General features: G+C 61.5%; 11 protein-coding genes and 1 pseudogene. 9 read left to right on the top strand and 3 right to left on the bottom strand.

Annotation, left to right across the window (positions count from 1 at the left end):
- Window positions 1–12: 12 nt before the first annotated feature.
- The 3 genes from AC3IX4_RS23260 (at window position 13) to AC3IX4_RS23270 (ending at window position 7,321) form a co-directional block, all read left to right on the top strand.
- A complete protein-coding gene (locus tag AC3IX4_RS23260) occupies window positions 13–4,266 on the top strand; it encodes a DEAD/DEAH box helicase (protein WP_489257703.1) in 4,254 nt (1,417 codons plus the stop codon).
- Between the two features lie 93 nt (window positions 4,267–4,359).
- Window positions 4,360–5,964, top strand: a complete 1,605-nt coding sequence (locus AC3IX4_RS23265) for an FMN-binding glutamate synthase family protein (RefSeq protein ID WP_489257704.1) — start codon at window positions 4,360–4,362, stop codon at window positions 5,962–5,964.
- Between the two features lie 229 nt (window positions 5,965–6,193).
- Complete coding sequence (locus AC3IX4_RS23270; RefSeq protein WP_489257705.1) at window positions 6,194–7,321, top strand: OpgC family protein; 1,128 nt, start codon at window positions 6,194–6,196, stop codon at window positions 7,319–7,321.
- A 116-nt stretch (window positions 7,322–7,437) separates the two neighbouring features.
- Here the strand turns inward: AC3IX4_RS23270 and AC3IX4_RS23275 are convergent, their stop codons facing one another.
- A complete protein-coding gene (locus tag AC3IX4_RS23275; protein WP_489257706.1) occupies window positions 7,438–8,850 on the bottom strand; it encodes an amino acid permease in 1,413 nt (470 codons plus the stop codon).
- 468 nt (window positions 8,851–9,318) lie between these two features.
- Here AC3IX4_RS23275 and AC3IX4_RS23280 point away from each other — a divergent pair, with 468 nt between their 5' ends.
- From AC3IX4_RS23280 to AC3IX4_RS23290, 3 genes are all read left to right on the top strand, one after another.
- The gene (locus tag AC3IX4_RS23280; RefSeq protein ID WP_489261345.1) at window positions 9,319–12,450 is read left to right on the top strand and encodes a transglycosylase domain-containing protein; all 3,132 of its coding nucleotides are present in this window, start codon (window positions 9,319–9,321) and stop codon (window positions 12,448–12,450) included.
- Between the two features lie 152 nt (window positions 12,451–12,602).
- Window positions 12,603–13,178 carry a PadR family transcriptional regulator gene (locus AC3IX4_RS23285; RefSeq protein ID WP_489257707.1) on the top strand — a complete coding sequence of 192 codons (576 nt, stop codon included), beginning with the start codon at window positions 12,603–12,605 and terminating at the stop codon, window positions 13,176–13,178.
- Window positions 13,175–13,954, top strand: coding sequence for a siderophore-interacting protein (locus AC3IX4_RS23290; RefSeq protein ID WP_489257708.1), 780 nt, complete (start codon window positions 13,175–13,177; stop codon window positions 13,952–13,954). The genes AC3IX4_RS23285 and AC3IX4_RS23290 overlap by 4 nt, the downstream gene beginning before the upstream one ends.
- On the opposite strand, the gene AC3IX4_RS23295 is transcribed toward AC3IX4_RS23290, so the two are convergent.
- The gene (locus AC3IX4_RS23295) at window positions 13,955–14,632 is read right to left on the bottom strand and encodes a Pr6Pr family membrane protein (RefSeq protein ID WP_489257709.1); all 678 of its coding nucleotides are present in this window, start codon (window positions 14,630–14,632) and stop codon (window positions 13,955–13,957) included.
- Window positions 14,633–14,651: 19 nt separating this feature from the next.
- On the bottom strand, window positions 14,652–14,882 hold the full coding sequence (locus AC3IX4_RS23300; RefSeq protein WP_489257710.1) for a VF530 family protein: 231 nt from the start codon (window positions 14,880–14,882) through the stop codon (window positions 14,652–14,654).
- Window positions 14,883–15,132: 250 nt separating this feature from the next.
- On the opposite strand from AC3IX4_RS23300, the gene AC3IX4_RS23305 reads away from it, so the two are divergent.
- The 3 genes and pseudogenes from AC3IX4_RS23305 (at window position 15,133) to AC3IX4_RS23315 (ending at window position 20,272) form a co-directional block, all read left to right on the top strand.
- Window positions 15,133–17,160, top strand: a complete 2,028-nt coding sequence (locus AC3IX4_RS23305) for a TonB-dependent receptor (RefSeq protein WP_489257711.1) — start codon at window positions 15,133–15,135, stop codon at window positions 17,158–17,160.
- Window positions 17,161–17,339: 179 nt separating this feature from the next.
- Window positions 17,340–17,797, top strand: a pseudogene (locus tag AC3IX4_RS23310) (carbohydrate porin); the annotation flags it as partial.
- A 63-nt stretch (window positions 17,798–17,860) separates the two neighbouring features.
- On the top strand, window positions 17,861–20,272 hold the full coding sequence (locus AC3IX4_RS23315) for a glucose/quinate/shikimate family membrane-bound PQQ-dependent dehydrogenase (protein ID WP_489257712.1): 2,412 nt from the start codon (window positions 17,861–17,863) through the stop codon (window positions 20,270–20,272).
- Window positions 20,273–20,449 lie beyond the last annotated feature (177 nt).

The raw sequence follows: 20,449 nt of genomic DNA on the forward strand, positions 1-20,449 counted from the left end.
GAGATCGAGGCCATGAACCTGGACACCTTTCACCCGGCCGTGCAGGCCTGGTTCAGCCGACACTTTGCGGCGGTCACCCCGGCGCAGGCGGGGGCGTGGCCGCTGATTCAGGCAGGGCAATCGACGCTGGTGGCAGCACCGACCGGTTCAGGCAAGACCCTGACGGCTTTTCTTGCCGTGCTCGATGAACTGGTGCACCAAGGCGTGGAGCTGGGCGGCGAGTTGCCTGACCAGACGATGGTGGTGTACGTGTCGCCGCTCAAGGCGCTGTCCAACGATATCCAGATCAACCTGCAACAGCCGCTGGCAGGCATCACCGAGCAACTTGAAGCCCTGCATCTGCCGCCGGTGAAGATCCGCACCGCCGTGCGAACGGGCGACACGCCCCAGAAAGAACGCGCGGCCATGCGCAAATATGCCCCCCATATTCTCGTCACGACCCCTGAATCGCTGTATGTGCTACTCGGCTCCCAGTCCGGTCGCAGCATGCTGGGCACGGCGCACACCGTGATCGTCGACGAAATCCATGCCATTGCCGCCAGCAAGCGCGGCAGCCACCTGGCCTTGAGCCTGGAGCGCCTGCAGGGTTTGTGCCGCCAGCCCTTGCGGCGCATTGGGTTGTCGGCCACGCAACGCCCGGTCGAGGCCGTGGCCAGACTGCTGGTGGGGCATCAACGGCCCTGTGCCATTGTCGATATCGGCCATGCCCGCCCGCGTGACCTGGGTATCGAAGTGCCCGCCGTACCGCTGGGGGCGGTCATGGCCAACGATGTCTGGGAGCTGGTCTATAACCGCCTGGCGGAGTTGGCCCGCGAACATCGCACCACGCTGGTGTTCGTCAACACGCGGCGCCTGGCCGAGCGCCTGGCGCGGCATTTGAGCGAACGCCTGGGCCGTGAGGCCGTCGCCGCCCATCACGGCAGCCTGGCGCGCGAACAACGGCTTGAAGCCGAACAGCGCCTCAAGCGTGGGGAACTGCAAGTATTGGTGGCCACCGCCTCGCTGGAGCTTGGGATTGATATCGGCGAAGTCGAGCTGGTGTGCCAGATCGGATCGCCCCGCTCGATTGCCGCTTTCCTGCAGCGCGTCGGTCGCAGCGGCCACCAGGTCGGCGGCACGCCCAAGGGGCGGCTGTTCGCCACTTCGCGCGACGATCTGATCGAGTGCGCAGCCTTGCTCGACAGCGTGCGCCGCGGCGAGCTGGATACCCTCCACATTCCCCGGGCGCCGCTGGATGTCCTGGGCCAGCAGATCGTTGCCGAAGTCAGCTGCCAACCGTGGCCTGAGCAAGCGCTGTTCGAGTTGATCCGCAAGGCTTCGCCCTATGCCGATCTCGAGCCGAAACACTATGAAGACCTGCTGCGTATGCTCGCCGAGGGCTATAACGGCCGCCAGGGCGTGCGCAGCGCCTACCTGCACCGCGACCACGTCAGCCATACCCTGCGTGGGCGACGTGGTAGCCAGCTAACGGCGGTGACCAGCGGCGGGACGATCCCCGACAACGCTGACTACAGCGTGATCCTAGAGCCTCAGGGCTTGAACATTGGCAGCGTCAATGAAGACTTCGCCGTGGAAAGCATCGCGGGCGATGTGTTCCAACTGGGTAATGTGTCCTATCGCATCATTCGGGTCGAAACCGGCCGGGTACGGGTCGAGGATGCCCAGGGGCAACCGCCGAATATCCCTTTCTGGCTGGGCGAGGCACCGGGGCGCAGCGACGAGCTGTCGGTCGCCGTGGCCCGCCTGCAGGCGCACATCGACCAGTGGCTGGACTTGAGCGACAACCAGCCCCAGCCGGTCATCGACGCCTTGGTCGAGCAATTGGGCCTGGATGCCAACAGCGCAGAGCAGCTGGTGGACTACCTGGCCCGCACCCGCCAGGCCCTCGGCGCCCTCCCTTCGCAAGACACACTGATCATGGAGCGCTTCTTCGATGAGTCAGGTGGCACCCAACTGATTATCCACTCGCCCTTTGGCAGCCGTCTGAACCGCGCCTGGGGCCTGGCCTTGCGAAAACGCTTTTGCCGTACCTTCAATTTCGAGCTGCAGGCCGCGGCCAGCGAAGATGCCATTGTCTTGTCGTTGTCGATCACCCACAGCTTCGAACTGGACGACGTCTGGCGCTACCTGCATTCGGCCACGGCCGAGCACATTCTGATCCAGGCCGTGATCGAAGCGCCTCTGTTCGGCGTGCGTTGGCGCTGGAACGCCGGGATTGCCTTGGCATTACCGCGCTACAGCGGCGGTCGCAAGGTCGCCCCGCAGATCCAGCGGATGAAAAGCGAAGACCTGATCGCCAGCATCTTCCCGGACCAAATCGCCTGCCTTGAAAACCTGGCTGGCGAGCGCGAGATTCCCGAGCATCCGCTGGTGGCGCAAACCCTGGACGACTGCCTGCACGACGCACTCGACACCGAAGGTTGGTTGCAGTTGTTACGGCGTATGGAGCAGGGCGAAGTTCGGCTGATCAGTCGTGACTTGCCGGCACCCTCGCCCTTGGCGGCGGCGATCTTGAACGCCCGCCCCTATGCGTTTCTGGATGATGCCCCGCTGGAGGAGCGTCGCACCCAGGCAGTGATCAACCGACGCTGGAGTGAGCCGCAGTCGAGCGACGATCTGGGTGCACTGGATGTCGAGGCGATTGCTGCCGTGGCCACTGAGGCCTGGCCAGCACCCGCCAGCCTGGACGAAATGCAGGAGGCGCTGGTGTCGTTGGCGCTGATCAGCGAATCGGAAGCGAACTGCCATTCACACTGGAATTCCTGGCTGCAACACCTGGCCGATGTTGGCCGGGCCACACGCGTCAACAACCTGTGGCTCGCGGTGGAGCGCCTGAACTGGGCACAAGCGCTATTTCCCGGCCAAGGGATGCAACCTGCGCTGCTAGCGCTGCCAGGTTTCGACACGCCCCTCGACACCGACGTTGCGCTGGTGGAAGTCTTGCGTGCGCGCCTGGGCGGCTTCGGGCCGCAAACCTTGCAACAAATCGCCGAGCCCTTGGGTCTGCCAGAGGCCGACATTGAGCAAGCATTGCTACAACTGGAGGCGGATGGCTATGTGCTGCGCGGCCATTTCGACCCGACCCAAGCGGCCTCTCAATGGTGTGAGCGCCACTTGCTGGCGCGTATTCACCGCTACACGGTCAAGCGGTTGCGACGCGAAATCGAGCCGGTGTCACTGCAAGACTTCATGCGCTTTTTGTTCGATTGGCAACACCTTGCCACTAACACTCGCGTGCAGGGGCAGGCCGCCCTGCTTGAAGTGCTGGCCCTGTTCGAAGGCTTCTCGGCACCCGCCTCTGCCTGGGAAAGTGATCTATTGCCCTGTCGCCTGAAGGATTACGCCATGACCTGGCTGGACGAGGCGTGTCGCAGTGGCAAGACCGTCTGGGCACGCCTGGCAGGCGCAGGCAAAGGCGGCGTCGCCACTTTACGCAGCACGCCAATCGTATTGCTGCCACGCGCTCGCCTGAACCTATGGCAAAGCCTGACGGCGATGGCCGACAGCAGCGAGTTGTCGCAACGGGCACAGAATGTGCTGTCCGCCTTACACCTGCACGGTGCGATGTTTTTCGACGAACTGATGAGTGAGGCCCATCTGCTGCGCACCGAGCTTGAAAACGCCCTGCAGGAGCTGGTGGCCGCAGGCTGGGTCAATGCCGACAGCTTTGCCGGCCTGCGCGCCCTGATCACCCCCGCCAGCAAACGCCAGGCCCGCAGTAATCGGCGTGGCCGAGGCGCTTTTATCGGTGGCATGGATGACGCAGGACGCTGGGCCCTGCTGCGCCGAAACAGTCCTGAAGACGACCACAGCGAAGTCCTTGAACACATCGCCCACACACTGCTGCGCCGTTATGGGGTGGTGTTCTGGCGTCTGTTGGAGCGCGAGGCGGACTGGCTGCCGAGCTGGCGTGAGCTGCTGCGCACCTTCCATCGCCTGGAAGCGCGCGGTGAAATACGCGGCGGGCGCTTTGTCAGTGGCCTGGCCGGAGAGCAATTTGCCCTGCCCGAAGCGATCCCGCTGCTGCGCGAAGTGCGCAAGCGACCGCTGGATGGCAGCCTCATCGCCATCAGTGCCAGCGACCCGCTCAATCTGGTCGGCACGTTATTGCCTGGCAGCAAGGTACCGGCCGTCAGCGGCAATCGGCTGGTGTTTCGCGACGGCATTCCGGCCGCCGCACAGATCGCTGGCAGTGCCGTTTATTGGCTCGAACTGCAAGCCGAGCACGCCGCGAACCTACGCGAAAAATTGATTCGCCATGAGTAAATCGATCTTTCCCGGCTGTGGGCTGTCTTAATGACCCTGATCGGTCTATGGTTTTTGCTTTGCGCCGATCCAGAGCCATTACAAGGACCCCGTATGAGCCTGTCCCTCCTGAGTCGCTACGCCTTTTTCGCCGCTTGCGTGCTGTTTACCCTCATCAGCCTGCCCTTTCTCGACCACGATGGGCTATGGCCATTTACCACCATTACATTGGTGCTTAGCCTGATCGGCATCGGCGACTTGCTGCAAAGCCGCCACGCGGTGCGCCGCAATTACCCGATCCTGGGCAACATCCGTTACCTGGTCGAAGGCATCCGCCCGGAGATTCGCCAGTACCTGCTCGAATCCGACAGTGACGCCCTGCCCTTCTCCCGCTCCCAGCGCTCGCTGGTGTATTCGCGGGCCAAAAACGAAAGCTCGGACAAGCCTTTCGGCACCCTGATCGACGTGTATCAAGCCGGCTTCGAGTTTATCGGTCATTCCATGCGCCCAGCGCCGCTCAGCGACCCTAGCGGCTTTCGCGTCATCGTTGGAGGACCGCAGTGCACCCAGCCTTATTCGGCGTCGGTGTTCAATATTTCCGCCATGAGCTTCGGCTCGCTTAGCGCCAATGCCATTCGCGCGCTCAACCAAGGCGCCAAACTGGGCAACTTCGCCCACGACACGGGTGAAGGCAGCATCAGCCCTTACCACCGCGAGCACGGCGGCGACCTGACCTGGGAGCTGGGCAGCGGCTATTTCGGCTGCCGGACTCCCGACGGCCGCTTCGACCCCGAGCGCTTCGCCGTTCAGGCCCGCGATCCGCAGGTCAGGATGATCGAAATCAAGATGAGCCAGGGCGCCAAGCCCGGCCACGGCGGCATCCTCCCCAAGCACAAGGTTACCCGCGAAATTGCCGAGACCCGTGGGGTGATGATGGGCGAGGACTGTATTTCACCCTCACGCCACAGCGCGTTTTCAACGCCCATCGAAATGATGCATTTCATCGCCCAGCTGCGTGAGCTATCCGGTGGCAAACCCGTAGGCTTCAAATTCTGTCTGGGTCACCCCTGGGAATTCATGGGCATCGCCAAGGCCATGCTGGAAACCGGCATTCTGCCGGACTTCATCGTGGTCGACGGCAAGGAGGGCGGTACCGGCGCGGCACCCGTGGAGTTCACCGACCATATTGGCGCGCCTATGCGCGAGGGCTTGCTGTTTGTCCATAACACCCTGGTGGGGCTGAACCTGCGCGACAAGATCAAGCTGGGCGCCAGTGGCAAGATCGTCAGCGCCTTCGACATCGCCAGCGTGTTGGCCATTGGTGCCGACTGGGCCAACTCGGCACGCGGCTTCATGTTCGCCATCGGCTGCATCCAGTCCCAAAGTTGCCATACCAACAAATGCCCAACCGGCGTCGCCACCCAAGACACCTTGCGCCAGCGTGCATTGGTAGTGCCAGACAAAGCCCAGCGGGTCTTCAACTTCCACCGCAGTACCCTCAAGGCCCTGGCCGAAATGCTCGCCGCGGCAGGGCTTGAGCATCCCGCGCAACTGGAGGCCAAGCATCTGGTGCGACGCATGTCGGCCACTGAAATCAAACTGTTTTCACAGCTGCACGTGTTCCTCAAGCCAGGCGAACTGCTGAGCGGCGACATCAGCGGCGAGTTCTACGATCGCATGTGGAAAATGGCCCGGGCAGACAGTTTCGAGGCCCTGTAGGAGCACGGCTTGCCGGCGATGGGATCAACGCGGTCCGCCGAAGGGACGGTGGTGATGCCATCGCGAGCAAGCTCTGCTCCTACAGAGACATCCAGTAATACCCATCTTTTGCAATCCTTGGCAAAAAACGCCACCCTCCGCGCCGCTGATCGGCATCGGCCAGCTTCACGGAACCCCTCTCGTTCCCCACCTATCCTTAGTGAAAACTTCACCGGCAAGAGTCCGCACCATGATTAACGGTCGAGACCATCGGATCGATTTTTTTCGGGGTTTGGCATTGATCTTCATTTTCTGGGATCACATTCCGCAAAACCCTTTGGCCCAATTGACCATCCGCAATTTCGGCTTCAGCGATGCCGCGGAAATTTTCGTGTTCCTGGCGGGCTACGCGGCAGTGTTGGCCTATGGCAAGATCGCTCAGCGCGACGGGTACCTGGTGGCTTGCGTGCGCATCCTGCGCCGGGCCTGGGTGCTGTATGTGGTCCACATTTTCCTGTTGGTGTTGCTGATGGGCATTGTGTTCGTGGCTAACAACCATGTCGAAACCCGCGACATGATTCAGGAGATGGGCCTCTATTACTTTCTCAGCAACCCCCAGCAGGCGCTGGTGGATGAATTGCTGCTGCGCTTCAAACCCAACCTGATGGACCCGCTGCCGCTCTATATCCTGTTGTTGCTTGGCCTACCCATGGTGCTGCCATTGATGCTGCGCCGGGCCGAATACGTGGTGGGCCTGTCGGTCGCGCTGTATGTACTGGCGCCGCATTTCCAGTGGAACCTGGCGGCCCAGGAAGGTGGGGTGTGGTTCTTCAACCCGATGGCTTGGCAGTTGCTGTTTATCCTCGGCGGCGCTGCGGCGATTCATGGGCAGCGGGACAATGGCCCAACAGATACTCGACCGGTCTTGCGCCAGCCCTTGTTCGTGGCGAGCGCCCTTTACCTGCTAGTGACTGGGCTGATCGCGCTGTCCTGGAAGTGGCCGAACCTGCACGATGCGGTTATGCCGCGATTGCTCGCTGAGTGGCTCTACCCGATCAGCAAGACCAACCTGTCGCCGGCACGACTGCTGCATTTTCTGGCCTTGGCATATTGCACGGCAAAACTGCTGCCCAACGGGCCGTGGCTCGAGCATTGGCTGGCGCGGCAAAGTTGCCGGATGGGGCGTTACTCACTGGAAGTGTTCTGCTTTGGGGTGTTGCTGGCGCCGCTGGCCGACATGGGCAACGCGCTGGGCGACGACCGCTGGCCAACGCAGGTCGCCACGGCTTTGGCAGGGGTTGCTTTGATGGTGGTGCTGGCGCTGTGGCTGGATATCAACAAGCGCCTGAACCGGCCGGCACAGGTGCCGGCGGTGTGATGCCGCCGGTGCTGTGGGTGATGGGTGATGGGTGTAGGAGCTGACCTTGGTCGCGATGGCATCACCGCGGTGTCTGCGATGAACCGCGGTGTGGCCATCGCGACCAAGGTCTGCTCCTACAGCACCTCGGCGGTGACCTGGTTCTTCGGCGACAGCTTGAACACGTAGAACAATACCGTCAGCAGTACCAGGAACGCTGGCCCTACGTACAGAGCAATCCGGGTCTCTTCGAAGTACGCCATCAGGCCCACCACCAGGATCAGGAACGCTAGCGCGAGGTAAGAGCTCAGCGGCCACAGCCACATACGGAACTGCAGGCGATCACGCTCTGCGGCGCTCAGGCCGGCGCGGAACTTGAGCTGCGCCAGCAGAATCATCACCCAGGTCCAGATCGCGCCAAAGGTCGCGATGGCCGTTACCCAGACAAAGACTTTCTCCGGCACCAGGTAGTTGAGCAACACACCCAGCAACAAGGCAGCGATAGACAGCAGCAGCGCCGCGCGCGGTACGCCGTTGCGGGAGGTCTTGGCGAAGGTCGCCGGGGCCTGGCCGTTCTGTGCCAGGCTGTACAACATGCGCCCGGTGCTGAAGATGCCGCCGTTGCAGGACGACAGGGCCGCCGTGATGACCACAAAGTTGATGATGCCGGCCGCCGTCTTGATACCCAGGCGCTCGAAGGTCATCACGAAGGGGCTGCCTTGGGAGCCGATTTCGTTCCACGGATAGATCGAAAGGATCACGAACAACGCGCCCACGTAGAACAGCAGGATGCGCCAGAATACCGAGCCGATGGCATCGGGAATGGTCTTCTGCGGGTTGCGCGCTTCACCGGCGGTCAGGCCGATCATTTCCACGCCCAGGTAGGCAAACATCACCATCTGCAACGACATCAGCACACCGGTCATGCCATTGGGCATGAAGCCACCTTGGCTCCACAGGTTGGAAATGCCCAGCGCAACGCCGTCATTACCAAAACCGAAGGCGATAATTCCGATACCACCCAGCACCATGGCGATGATGGTGACAACCTTGATCAGCGCGAACCAGAACTCGAACTCACCGAAGGCCTTGACCGCGATCAGGTTGATGGTGCCCATGCTGGCCAATGCCCCAAGGGCCCAGATCCACCGGGGTACCTCGGGAAACCAGACGCCCATGTAGATGGCCACGGCGGTGATTTCCGCAACGCAGGTCACCAGCCACAGGAACCAGTAGTTCCAGCCGGTCAGAAAGCCCGCCAGGGGGCCAAGGTAGTCTTGCGCGTAACGGCTGAAGGAACCTGCGACCGGGTTATGCACCGCCATCTCACCGAGGGCGCGCATGATCACCAGAATCGCCAGACCACCAATGATGTAGGACAGCATGATTGCAGGGCCGGCCATCTGGATGGCCTTGGCCGATCCCAGGAACAGTCCGACGCCAATACAGGCGCCCAGTGCCATCAGGCGAATGTGCCGCTCGCCCAGTTCCCGCTTGAGTGGGCCGCCTTGGGCGGTCTCACCGTGTGAAGGGTGGTTGCCGACTGGCATAGAAATACAACCTCATCTTGTTATTGGATATGACCGAACGAGCATCAATCGCACGGCCGATAGGCTGTGTGCGACGTCATGCCGGGCTCCACCTTGTGAGTGGGCCCGTCTGCAGGCAAGCCTGACAGTTCGACGGGGGCGAGCAGTATAGAAAGCTCACGCAGGTGCTTTTCACTGTATAACCGGCAATATTTGGAGAGAACTCTCGCCAAAAAGGCCTTTTGCGGAGAGAGAATAACCGCCAAGGGGCAAGGCGGTTGCACCTTGGGCAACTTCTCTTCACGACGCGGGCTACCGGATCGAGGCGCACCCTAGCAACAAAACCAGAGTTTTGATCTACAACTTTGGGCGATAACCCACAGTTTTTTAGGAAACATCTGATCTAACTGATACAAATTTTTCACCAGCGCTGGGCAGCGTCTAAGCTTCAGGCAAGAGTGAGGAACATAAGTGATCGGGCTAAAAACTATGGGCGCATTGTGGCAATCCGAACCTACAAGGACAGAGGGTCCTGCTGAGAATCCGGATGACGCACCGCCCCCAACACCCCACAAACGTCGCTTATGGTGGCGCCTGTTCTGGTTACTGCTGGTGCTCGCGATCATTGCCGCGGCGTACTGGGTTTCAGAGGAAGTTCGCACCTCCAGGCTACAAGCCCGGGAGTTCAGCCGTTTTGCCGCAACGCTGAGCTACTCCATGCATCCAGGCCCCACCGATGCCATGATCTATCCGGGTTCCGGCCCGTTCGACCAGCGCCTGGGCTACAGCGCCTTGGGCGAGTTTCTGCCCCGTCTGCTCAAGCGCGACTACGTCATCAAGGAACAGACCCGTTTCTCTCCTGCGCTGATGAGCTACGCCAAGCATGGACTGTTCGTTCCCTACCCGGAAAAAAGCCAGGTTGGCCTGTCGATCACCGACTGCACCGGCGATGTCCTGTACCAATATCGCTACCCGCAAATGCTCTACAGCAGCTTCGCAGCGATCCCACCGTTGATGGTGCACAGCCTGCTGTTTATCGAAAACCGCGAGTTACTCGACACCGATGAGCCACTGGCCAACCCCGCCGTGGACTGGCCACGCTTTGCCATGGCGGCCTACACCCAGGTGGCCAAGTTGCTCGCCCTGCCGGGCCAATCGGCGGGCGGCAGCACCCTGGCCACTCAGTTGGAAAAATACCGTCACTCGCCCGACGGCCTGACCGGTTCCGGCAGCGAGAAAATACGCCAGATGATCTCCGCCAGCGTTCGCGCCTATCAGGGCGGCCCGCAAACCTTCGAAGCCCGACAGAAGATTGTTCGCGACTACCTCAACAGTGTGCCGCTCTCGGCAGTGCCCGGGCATGGCGAAGTACACGGCATGGCTGAAGGCTTGCGGGTCTGGTATGGCGCCCACTTCGATCAGGTCAACGAGGCTTTGTTGTCCAACGCACAAGACCCTGCCAGCCTCGCCGCCCGCGGCTTGGCCCTGCGCCAGGTCTTGTCGCTGATGATTGCCCAGCGCCGTCCTTCCTACTTTCTTTCCAAGGGGCATGACGAACTGGCACTGCTGACCGACAGCCATATCCGCTTGTTGGGCGCCAACAACATCATCGACCCGGCACTGACCCAGGCCGCCTTGAAAAGCCAGGTCACTTATCGCGACTGGGTCCAGCAGCCGACTATCCAGCCGATCGTCACCAACAAAGGCATCAGCGTGGCCCGCAGCCGGCTGTCGTCGATGCTCAATCGTCCACTGTACGACCTCGACCGTCTCGACCTGTCGGCCACCACGACCTTGCAGTCAGACCTGCAACGCCAGGCCAGCCAATACTTGCGCGACTTGGCCGACCCGGCTTTCGCAGCCAAGGTTGGCCTGATGGGCGAGCGCTTGCTGACGCCCACCACCACCGGCCAGGTGCGCTATAGCTTTACCCTGTTCGAGCGCACACCCGACGGTTCTCGGGTGCGGGTGCAAACCGACAGCACCGACCAGCCGTTCGATATCAACGAAGGCAGCAAACTGGAACTGGGCTCCACCGCCAAACTGCGGGTACTGACGACCTACCTTGAGATCATGGCCGAGATGCACGACAAGTACGCTGCCATGACCCCGGCCGACCTCAAGAAGGTGCCCGTCGAAGACCTGGACCGATTGTCTCGTTGGGCGGTCGACTACCTGATCCAGAACAAGGATCGCAACCTGCCGGCCATGCTGGATGCGGCCTTGGAACGCAAATACTCGGCAAGCCCCGGCGAAGCGTTTTTTACCGGCGGTGGCATGCACGTGTTCAATAACTTCCGCCGCGAGGACAACGGCCGCAACCCGACCCTCAAGGAAGCCCTGCGTGAATCGATCAACTTGCCGTTTATCCGCCTGATGCGTGACCTGGTGCGCTATAGCGTGTACCAGGCGCCGAACAACAGCGGCGCTTTGCTGCGCGATGACAGCGACATGCGCCGCCAGGAATACCTGGTCAGCTTTGCCGACAAGGAAGGGACTGATTACCTGCTCAGGTTCTGGAAAAAATACCAACGCAAAACCTCACAGCAACGCTTGGACACTTTCCTCGACGGCCTACATGTCACGCCGATTCGCTTGGCGGCCGTGCATCGCTACCTGTTCCCCAACGCTGACCAGGCCACCTTCAACAGCTTTGTCCGGGCGCACCTGAAACTTAAAAAAGACACCGTCACCGACAAAAAACTCGACGACATGTATTACGCCTATGGCCCCGGCAAGTACGACCTGCCCGACCAGGGCTATATCGCCCGCTCCCACCCCCTGGATCTGTGGCTGCTCGGCTACCTGCTGGAGAACCCGGCCGCGCAGTTCAAGGATGCGGTCAAGGCCAGCCACTTCGAGCGCCAGGAAGTCTATGGCTGGCTGTTCAAGAGCAAACACAAGAGCGCGCGCGACAGCCGGGTGAGGACCATGGTCGAAATCGAAGCGTTCCTCGACATTCACCGCCGTTGGCAACGCGTAGGCTACCCATTCGATCACCTGGTACCCTCGCTGGCCACGGCCATCGGTAGCTCCGGCGACCGCCCGGCCGCACTCGCCGAATTGGTCGGCATCATTCAGAACGACGGTATCCGCATGCCGACGTTGCGTATCGACACGCTGCACTTTGCGGCCAATACGCCTTACGAAACCCAGGTGGTCAGCGACCCGGACAGGGGCCGTCGAGTGCTGCCTTCGGAAGTCGCCGCCGCCCTGCGCGGCGCGCTTTCCCAAGTGGTGGATGCCGGTACTGCACGGCGCGTGCAAGGCACCTTCAAGACGTCCGATGGCACGCCGCTGATCATGGGCGGCAAGACCGGGACCGGTGACAACCGCATTGAAAGCTTCGGTGCCGGCGGGCGGATGATTGGCTCGCGTTCACTCAACCGCACGGCGACATTCGTGTTCTACATTGGTGATCACCACTTCGGCACGCTGACGGCCTTCGTGCCGGGCCGGGCCGCCGAAACCTTCAAGTTCACCTCCGCCTTGCCCGTTCAGGTGCTCAAAGGCATGGCGCCCTTCCTGATGCCGTATCTGGAACCGGGCACCAATACCCTGTGCAAAGTCCCTCCCAAGGTTGACCCGAGCCAGTCGGCTATCGTTACCAACCTGCATTGACGTTAGAGCCGCCAGCGCCGGAGCGCGCTGGCGGCCAACAACCTGCCCTCTGGTACCACCCGTCAATAATAATAGTTCTCGATTGCGCCGACCCATTTCAAGATATATCTTAAGAAACTTCTTAAGTAATATCTCAACACATGGAGCGACACATGAAAGACCATCACCTCCATCGTGACCACCACGAAGGCCACGACCTGTTCGAACGCGGACCTCGTGGCCGTGAGCGCGGACGCGGGCCACGGGTATTTGCCCCCGGAGACATCAAGCTTTTGCTACTGGCGTTGATCGCCGACCTGCCTTGCCATGGCTATGACCTGATCCGCCAGATCGAAGGCATGTTCGACGGCGCTTACAGCCCCAGCCCCGGCGTGATCTACCCGACCCTGACGTTCCTGGAAGAAAGTGAACTGATCGAAAGCAATACCGAGGGCAGCAAAAAGCGCTTCTGCATCACCCCAGCCGGGCAACTGTCGCTGAGTGAACAGGCCGTGGCCCTGGACGGCGTGCGCATGCGCATCGAAGTGAGCAAGCGCGCCCTGCGGGGGCACGATCGCCCACCGGAGATTCATGAAGCCGTCCACAACCTGCGCCACGCCCTGCAAATGCACCATGGTCGCTGGAGCCCGGAAGAAATCACGCGAGTTCGCGACCTGCTCAACGAGACGGCCAAGGCGATTGCCGCCGGCCCTTCACACCCAATCCCTCCTCAGGAGACTGCTGAATGACTGCCAGTGCCACCGACTCCATTCACCGTGTCATGCATGAAATCAAACGCCGCCGCCTGCAAGTGTTGCGCGTTGTAGACCTCACCCCACGGATGCGCCGCATCACCGTTGGCGGTCCGCAGCTTGAAGGCTTTCTGAGCCAGGGCAGTGACGACCACCTCAAACTGCTGTTCGCGACCAACCCTCAAGAACAGGCAGCGCTCGAAAACATGCGTCTGGGTGGCCCGGCGCCCGAAGGCGCAAAACCTGCCATGCGCGACTACACCCCACGCCGTATCGACCTGGCAGCGGGTGAGTTGGATATCGATTTTGTCTTGCATGGCGATGGCCCCGCCTCGACTTGGGCAGAGCAGGCTGAACCCGGCCAGGACCTGTGGGTCGCTGGGCCGCGCAGCTCGATGATCGTGCCGGATGTATTCGACAGCTACCTGCTGATCGGCGATGAGACCGCCATCCCGGCCATTGCTCGCCGCCTGGAAGAGTTACCCGGCAATCGCCAGGTACAGGTCATCATCGAAATTGAAGATGCGCAGGAACAACAGCCGCTGCAAAGCGCCGCGAATGTCCAGGTGATCTGGGTGCCGCGTCACGAGAAATCATTGTTGGAAGTGGTCGCTGGGCTGTCCCGCCTGGACGGAGAGCTGTACGCCTGGATCGCCACGGAAGCGGCGCTGTCACGCAAACTTCGCCGCGTACTGATCGATGACATGGGCTTGCGGGAAAGCCAGATCAAGGCGGCAGGTTACTGGCGCCTGGATGAAAACGACGAGGGCTGATCAACGTTGCGCCTTGACCAATGCAAGGCGCCTGCCCTGCCAGCGATCCAGCCCGATCAGCATCAGCGCCAGCAACAGAAACACCAGCAGAATCACCAGGGCGTTGATCATCACCCGCCCATACCCCAGCGTGGCGACGTCGATAAAGGGATAGGGATACACCCCGATCCAGTGCCCGCGCAGCAACGCATAGCCAAAATACACCAGCGGATACACGGCCCAGGGCAACAAATGCCCAACCCTCAGGCTACCTTTGGGCACACAGGCCCACCAATACACCACGAACAGCAGCGGCATCACATCGTGCAACAGGCCATCGGCCAACCACTGCAAGCCCTGCGGTTGCCAGAGGTGGCGCAACAGCAGGCTGTAGGTCAAGGCGACCATGATGATGCTGACGGTGATTCCCGAGACGACCCACGGCGCCAGAAAGAACCGGCGCATCGTCCCCTCCCGGCCGAAGGCGGCATGGCTCAGCGCCGTGGCGACCAAGGTGTTGGTGAGAATGGTGAAGTAGCTGAAAAAACTCACCAACCCGCCCAGCAGGCTGGCGTCATTGGCCAGGCGTGAGACAAAGATCAAGTACAACTGCACGACCAGCGCCAGCCAGCCCAGCCCGGCGGCAATCTTGATGAACATCAACATGGGCGGGGAAAGGGACGAGGCGTCGCTGGGCATAGTGAATTCCTTGTTGAGATCAGCCTTTGGCTTTTTGGCGCAGCATGTACAAATACAGGGATTCGACCTTCTCCCGGGCCCACGGCGTGCGGCGCAGGAAGGTCAGGCTCGACTTGATGCTCGGGTCGCTCTTGAAGCAGCGCAGGTCGACACGCTCGGCCAGCCCTTGCCACTGGTACTCCTCGACCAGCGCCGTCAGCACCTGCTCCAGCGTTACACCGTGCAAGGGATTTTTGTTCTGTGCAGTCATGCCAGGGCTCCAGCCAAGAGAAAGGGCACGCACCTTAGCTGAGGCATCGGGCAGCGGGAAGAGATTACGTGTCTGCCCTGCGCAATAACATCAGCCAAGATTCTATTTTTGTCGTAGCTCGTTTCCGTAGGAAGAATCCACCTCCACAGATTCTAGTGCGTGCCGACAGGGTTGTCGGATGAAGCCATTGTCGCGACAACTTGAGATGTTATATTGTTTCACTTTAATCAAGCACCTCAAGGAAACCCGGATGTCCTCCCTTCCCACTCGCCCGCTCATCCTGGGTCTGTCGCCCCTCGCGGCAGCCCTGATGCTGGCGTCAACCCCAGCGACCGCGCTGGAATTGCAACCCCAGGTCGTGACCGCCAACCCGCTGGGCAACGCCCAACTGGCGGCCCCGAGCACCACCCTGCAAGGCGACGATCTGACCCTGGCACAAAAGGGCAGCCTGGGTGAAACCCTCAACAACCAGCCCGGCGTGTCCTCGACCTGGTTTGGACCGGGCGCCAGCCGACCGATCATTCGAGGCCTGGACGGCGACCGCATTCGCTTGCTGCGCAATGGTGTCGGCGCCCTGGATGCCTCATCGCTGTCGTACGATCACGCTGTGCCCATGGATCCGGTCACGGTCGATCGCATCGAAATCATTCGCGGCCCGGCTGCGCTGCTCTATGGTGGCAATGCCATCGGCGGCGTAGTGAACAGCTTCGACAATCGCATTCCAACCGAAGCCATCAATGGCATCCACGGTGCCGGTGAGCTGCGTTACGGCGGTGCCGACACCACCCGCAGCGCCGCCGGTAAACTGGAAGCCGGGGACGGTCGCTTCGCCCTGCACCTGGACGCCAACTCACGCGAGTTCAACGACCTGCGCATCCCAGGCTACGCCCATAGCGCCAAGGTTCGCAGCCAAGAAGACGAAGGCGGCAAACACCGCCTGGACAACAGTGACGGTCGTCAGGACGGCGGTGCAGTGGGCGGCACCTACACATGGGACGACGGCTATGCGGGGCTTTCCTACAGTCACTACGACGCCAATTACGGCTCCCCTGCCGAAGAGGACGTCCGCCTACGCATGCAGCAGGACCACTACGCCTTTGCCTCTGAGCTGCGCAATCTGCAAGGCCCCTTCTCGTCCATCAAGCTCAATGCTGGCTATACCGATTACGAGCACCGGGAAATCGAAGACGGTGAAGTGGGCACGATCTTCAAGAACAAGGGCTATGAAGCGCGAGTCGAGGCCCGGCATCAACCCATAGGGCCGGTGGAAGGCGTGGTGGGTGTGCAGTTCAACCGCAGCGAGTTTTCGGCCCTGGGCGAAGAAGCCTTCGTCCCCGAGAGCCATACCGACAGCGCCGCGCTGTTTGTGCTGGAACAATGGCAAGCCACTGACCGCCTGGCCTTGAGCCTTGGCGGACGACTGGAACATACCCGGGTCGACCCGGATGCGGCAGGCAACGAACGCTTCGAAGGTGACCGGGCTGCAAGCTTTACCGCCGGTAGCTTGTCTTCCGGGGCTGTCTACACATTGACACCGGTCTGGTCGTTGGCCGCGACCCTGGGCTACACCGAGCGCGCTCCGACTTTCTACGAACTCTATGCCAATGGCGCCCACGTCGCCACCGGCACCTTTGAAGTGGGCGACGCTAGCCTTTCCAAGGAGAAGGCTGTCTCCAGCGACCTGGCGCTGCGCTTCGACAATGGCGTGCACAAAGGCAGTTTCGGCGTGTTCTACAGTCACTTCTCCAACTACATCGGTCTGTTGAACAGCGGCCGTACGCTGGATGATGAAGGCCAGGAAGACGCCGACGGCATCCCGGAATACCTCTATAGCGGTGTGCGCGCACGCTTCTGGGGTATCGAAGCCCAGGATCATTGGACCTTAAGTGAAAACGCCTACGGCAAGTTTGCCCTCGAACTGTCGGGCGACTACACCCGCGCGAAGAACCTCGACAACGGCGAAGACTTGCCGCGCATCGCGCCGCTGCGCCTGGGCAGCGGCCTACTCTGGGAGCGTGAGCGCTGGCAGGCACGGGTAGATGTGCAACACGCCAGCAGCCAGCACAACAAACCCGCCAATGAAACCAGCACCGACGGCTATACCACCCTGGGCGCCAGCGTCGGCTATCGCTTCGATGTAGCCGACAGCCAGTGGCTGGCTTTTGTCAAAGGCGAGAACCTCACCGATCAGACCGTGCGCTATGCAAGCTCCATCCTGCGCGATATCGCTCCGGCGCCTGGGCGTAGCGTAGCCGTCGGCTTGCGCACAGCCTTCTAGCCCCTGCCGTAGCCAAATCGCACCGGGTCATGCGCCATTGTTGCAATGACGGCAACGACCTGGTGTGACATTTTGTCTTTTTTCTTACATCTACCGCTATATCCTGCTTGCCGTCACGCTGAAACGCTTCACTTCGCTTCATTAACCAGACGCCCAAGCCGCCCTGTTCGATGCCAACTCCCTCCAACCTTGAGCGCGACAATGGCTTCAAGCTCAGCGGCAGCGGTACTCAGGGCGCAGTCATTCCAGTGGAGTTGGTCTGGACACCGCGCGTCAATGGCTTCCCAAGGGAATATCGAGCCGGTTACTACTACAGTAGTGCTAAGGCTAATGACGTCTACAAGGATAGCAACGATCAGCCAGCAGCACTGAGCGGCCAAGCCTATCGCAGCCGGTCGAGCAAACATGGGCTGTGGCTTGGCGTGCAACAGCAACTGACCAGCACAGCGAGTGACCACTCGCGGGGGTTGAGCGTGTTTGCCCATGCAACGAATACAGCGCCGAACTCTATTACGGCGTACACCTCACCGACTGGCTCACCGTGCGCCCGAACCTGCAGTACATCCGCCATCCAGGCGGCGCCCCGCAGGTCGATGATGCCGTGATCGCCGGCCTGAAAATCCAGAGTTCCTTCTAAAACGATCCACGCCTGAACGACGCGGGCGCTGCCCGCCTGCTGTTAACTTACGGAGAACACACTATGGGCACTGAGGGTGCTTCAAACCGCAATCGCCTGCTACCCGGCCTGCTCGGCGCGCTATTGGTGCTGATGGGCCTGGCCATGCTGGTCGGCGGCATCAAATTGAGCTCACTGGGTGGCTCACTGTATTACTTGCTCGCCGGTATCGGTTTTGGCGTCAGTGGGCTTCTGCTCTTGGCCGGCCATCGCGCCGCATTGGGCCTGTACGCGTTAACCCTGCTGGCCAGCACCGTCTGGGCCCTGCTGGAAGTCGGCCTGGACTGGTGGCAATTGGTCCCGCGCCTGTCGCTGTGGTTTGCCTTGGGCGTGGTGTTGCTGCTGCCCTGGTTCCGCCGCCCCCTGCTGCGCGATGCCCCTGCCCCCCTGGCGACCGGCGCCTTGAGCGTAGCGGTGGTGCTGGCCGGCGCGACGGCCGTCGCCAGCCAGTTCACCCACCCGGGTGAAGTCTTCGGCCAGTTCGAGCGTGACAGCACCGATATGCAAAGCACGGCCCCTGACATGCCTGAAGGCGAATGGCAGGCCTATGGCCGCACTGAGTTCGGCGACCGCTACTCGCCGCTCAAGCAGATCACCCCGCAAAACGCCAAACAGCTGCAAGAAGCCTGGCGTATCCGCACCGGCGACCTGCCGAGCGCGGATGACCCGGTCGAGCTGACCAACCAGAACACGCCGCTGAAGGTCAATGGCATGCTCTATGCCTGCACCGCCCACAGCAAAGTGCTGGCCCTGGACCCGGACACCGGCAAGGAAATCTGGCGCTTCGACCCGCAGATCAAGAGCCCGGTCGGCTTCAAGGGCTTCGCCCACATGACCTGCCGTGGCGTTTCGTACTATGACGAAAACAGCTACCTCAACAACAGCTCCATCAGCACCCCGGCAGTCTTGAGCGAAGCTGGCAAAGCTGTTGTCGCCACCTGCCCGCGTCGTCTGTTCCTGCCAACCGCCGATGCTCGCCTGATCGCCTTGAACGCCGACACCGGCAAGGTCTGTGAAAGCTTCGGCAACCAGGGCGTGATTGACCTGACTCACGGTATTGGCCCGTTCACGGCCGGTGGTTACTACTCCACCTCGCCTGCGGCCATCACCCGCAACCTGGTCATCCTCGGCGGCCACGTGACCGACAACGAGTCGATCAATGAGCCGTCCGGCGTGATCCGTGCTTTCGATGTGCACGATGGCCACCTGGTCTGGAACTGGGACAGTGGCAACCCCGAGGCCACCGAGCCGCTGAAGGACGGCCAGTTCTATACCCGCAACTCGCCGAACATGTGGTCGCTGGCCAGCGTCGACGAAAAGCTGGGCATGGTCTATCTGCCCCTGGGCAACCAGACCCCGGACCAGTGGGGCGGCGATCGCACCCCTGCCTCGGAAAAATACAGCGCAGGCCTGGTCGCGCTGGACCTGAACTCGGGCAAGGTGCGCTGGAACTACCAGTTCACACACCATGACCTGTGGGACATGGACGTTGGCAGCCAGCCGACCCTGCTGGACATGAAAACCGCCGAGGGCGTCAAACCTGCGCTGATCGCGCCGACCAAGCAAGGCAGCCTGTACGTCCTGGACCGTCGCGATGGCACACCGATCGTGCCGATTCGTGAAATCCCGGCGCCCACCGGCGCCGTGCCGGGTGACCACACCGCGCCGACCCAGGCCCGCTCGGACCTGAACCTGCTGGGCCCGGACCTGACCGAAAAAGCCATGTGGGGCGTCACCCCGTTCGACCAGATGCTCTGCCGCATCCAGTTCCGCTCGCTGCGTTACGAAGGCCAGTACACCCCGCCGTCGGAGCAAGGCAGCATCATTTATCCGGGTAACGTTGGGGTGTTCAACTGGGGCAGCGTCTCGGTCGACCCGGTTCGCCAATTGCTGTTCACCACCCCTAACTACATGGCCTTCGTTTCCAAGATGGTCAAGCGCGCCGATGTCGCCGAAGGCAGCAAGCGCGAAAGCGAAACCAGTGGTGTGCAACCCAACGCCGGCGCCCCTTACGCGGTCATCATGTACCCCTTGATGTCGCCGATCGGCGTCCCCTGCCAGGCACCTGCCTGGGGTTACGTGGCGGCTATCGACCTGACCACCGCCAAAGTGGTCTGGAAACACAAGAACGGCACCAGCCGTGACAGCTCGCCGCTGCCCATTGGCGTGCCACTGGGCGTGCCGAGCATGGGCGGCTCGATGGTCACCGCAGGCGGAGTAGGCTTCCTGAGCGGCACCCTGGACCAATACCTGCGTGCCTACGACGTCAAGAACGGCAAGGAACTGGGCGCATGGCGCCTGCCTGCTGGCGGCCAGTCCACGCCGATGACCTACACCGGCAAGAATGGCAAGCAGTACGTGCTGGTGACCGCTGGCGGCCACGGCTCACTGGGGACCAAGATGGGTGACTATGTGATCGCTTACAAACTGCCCTGATGTAGGAGCCCCTGTGGGAGCCAAGCTTGCTCGCGATGCAGACGCCACGGTACATCTGGCAGAACGCAGTGAAGCTATCGTGAGCAAGCTTCACTCCCACACCGATTTCCGCTCACTACGATATCAAGCAGTGAACTTTTGAACCTGTGGGCCATGCGATGGCTTCACCGCAGTCCC

It is taken from the genome of Pseudomonas sp. KH_021, from assembly GCF_057838865.1.

Bases quoted from the DNA above. Each gene is read 5' to 3' on its own strand.
- AC3IX4_RS23260 (WP_489257703.1), top strand. From the start codon at position 13: ATGAACCTGGACACCTTTCACCCGGCCGTGCAGGCCTGGTTCAGCCGA.
- AC3IX4_RS23265 (WP_489257704.1), top strand. From the start codon at position 4,360: ATGAGCCTGTCCCTCCTGAGTCGCTACGCCTTTTTCGCCGCTTGCGTG.
- AC3IX4_RS23270 (WP_489257705.1), top strand. From the start codon at position 6,194: ATGATTAACGGTCGAGACCATCGGATCGATTTTTTTCGGGGTTTGGCA.
- AC3IX4_RS23275 (WP_489257706.1), bottom strand. From the start codon at position 8,850: ATGCCAGTCGGCAACCACCCTTCACACGGTGAGACCGCCCAAGGCGGC.
- AC3IX4_RS23280 (WP_489261345.1), top strand. From the start codon at position 9,319: ATGGGCGCATTGTGGCAATCCGAACCTACAAGGACAGAGGGTCCTGCT.
- AC3IX4_RS23285 (WP_489257707.1), top strand. From the start codon at position 12,603: ATGAAAGACCATCACCTCCATCGTGACCACCACGAAGGCCACGACCTG.
- AC3IX4_RS23290 (WP_489257708.1), top strand. From the start codon at position 13,175: ATGACTGCCAGTGCCACCGACTCCATTCACCGTGTCATGCATGAAATC.
- AC3IX4_RS23295 (WP_489257709.1), bottom strand. From the start codon at position 14,632: ATGCCCAGCGACGCCTCGTCCCTTTCCCCGCCCATGTTGATGTTCATC.
- AC3IX4_RS23300 (WP_489257710.1), bottom strand. From the start codon at position 14,882: ATGACTGCACAGAACAAAAATCCCTTGCACGGTGTAACGCTGGAGCAG.
- AC3IX4_RS23305 (WP_489257711.1), top strand. From the start codon at position 15,133: ATGTCCTCCCTTCCCACTCGCCCGCTCATCCTGGGTCTGTCGCCCCTC.
- AC3IX4_RS23315 (WP_489257712.1), top strand. From the start codon at position 17,861: ATGGGCACTGAGGGTGCTTCAAACCGCAATCGCCTGCTACCCGGCCTG.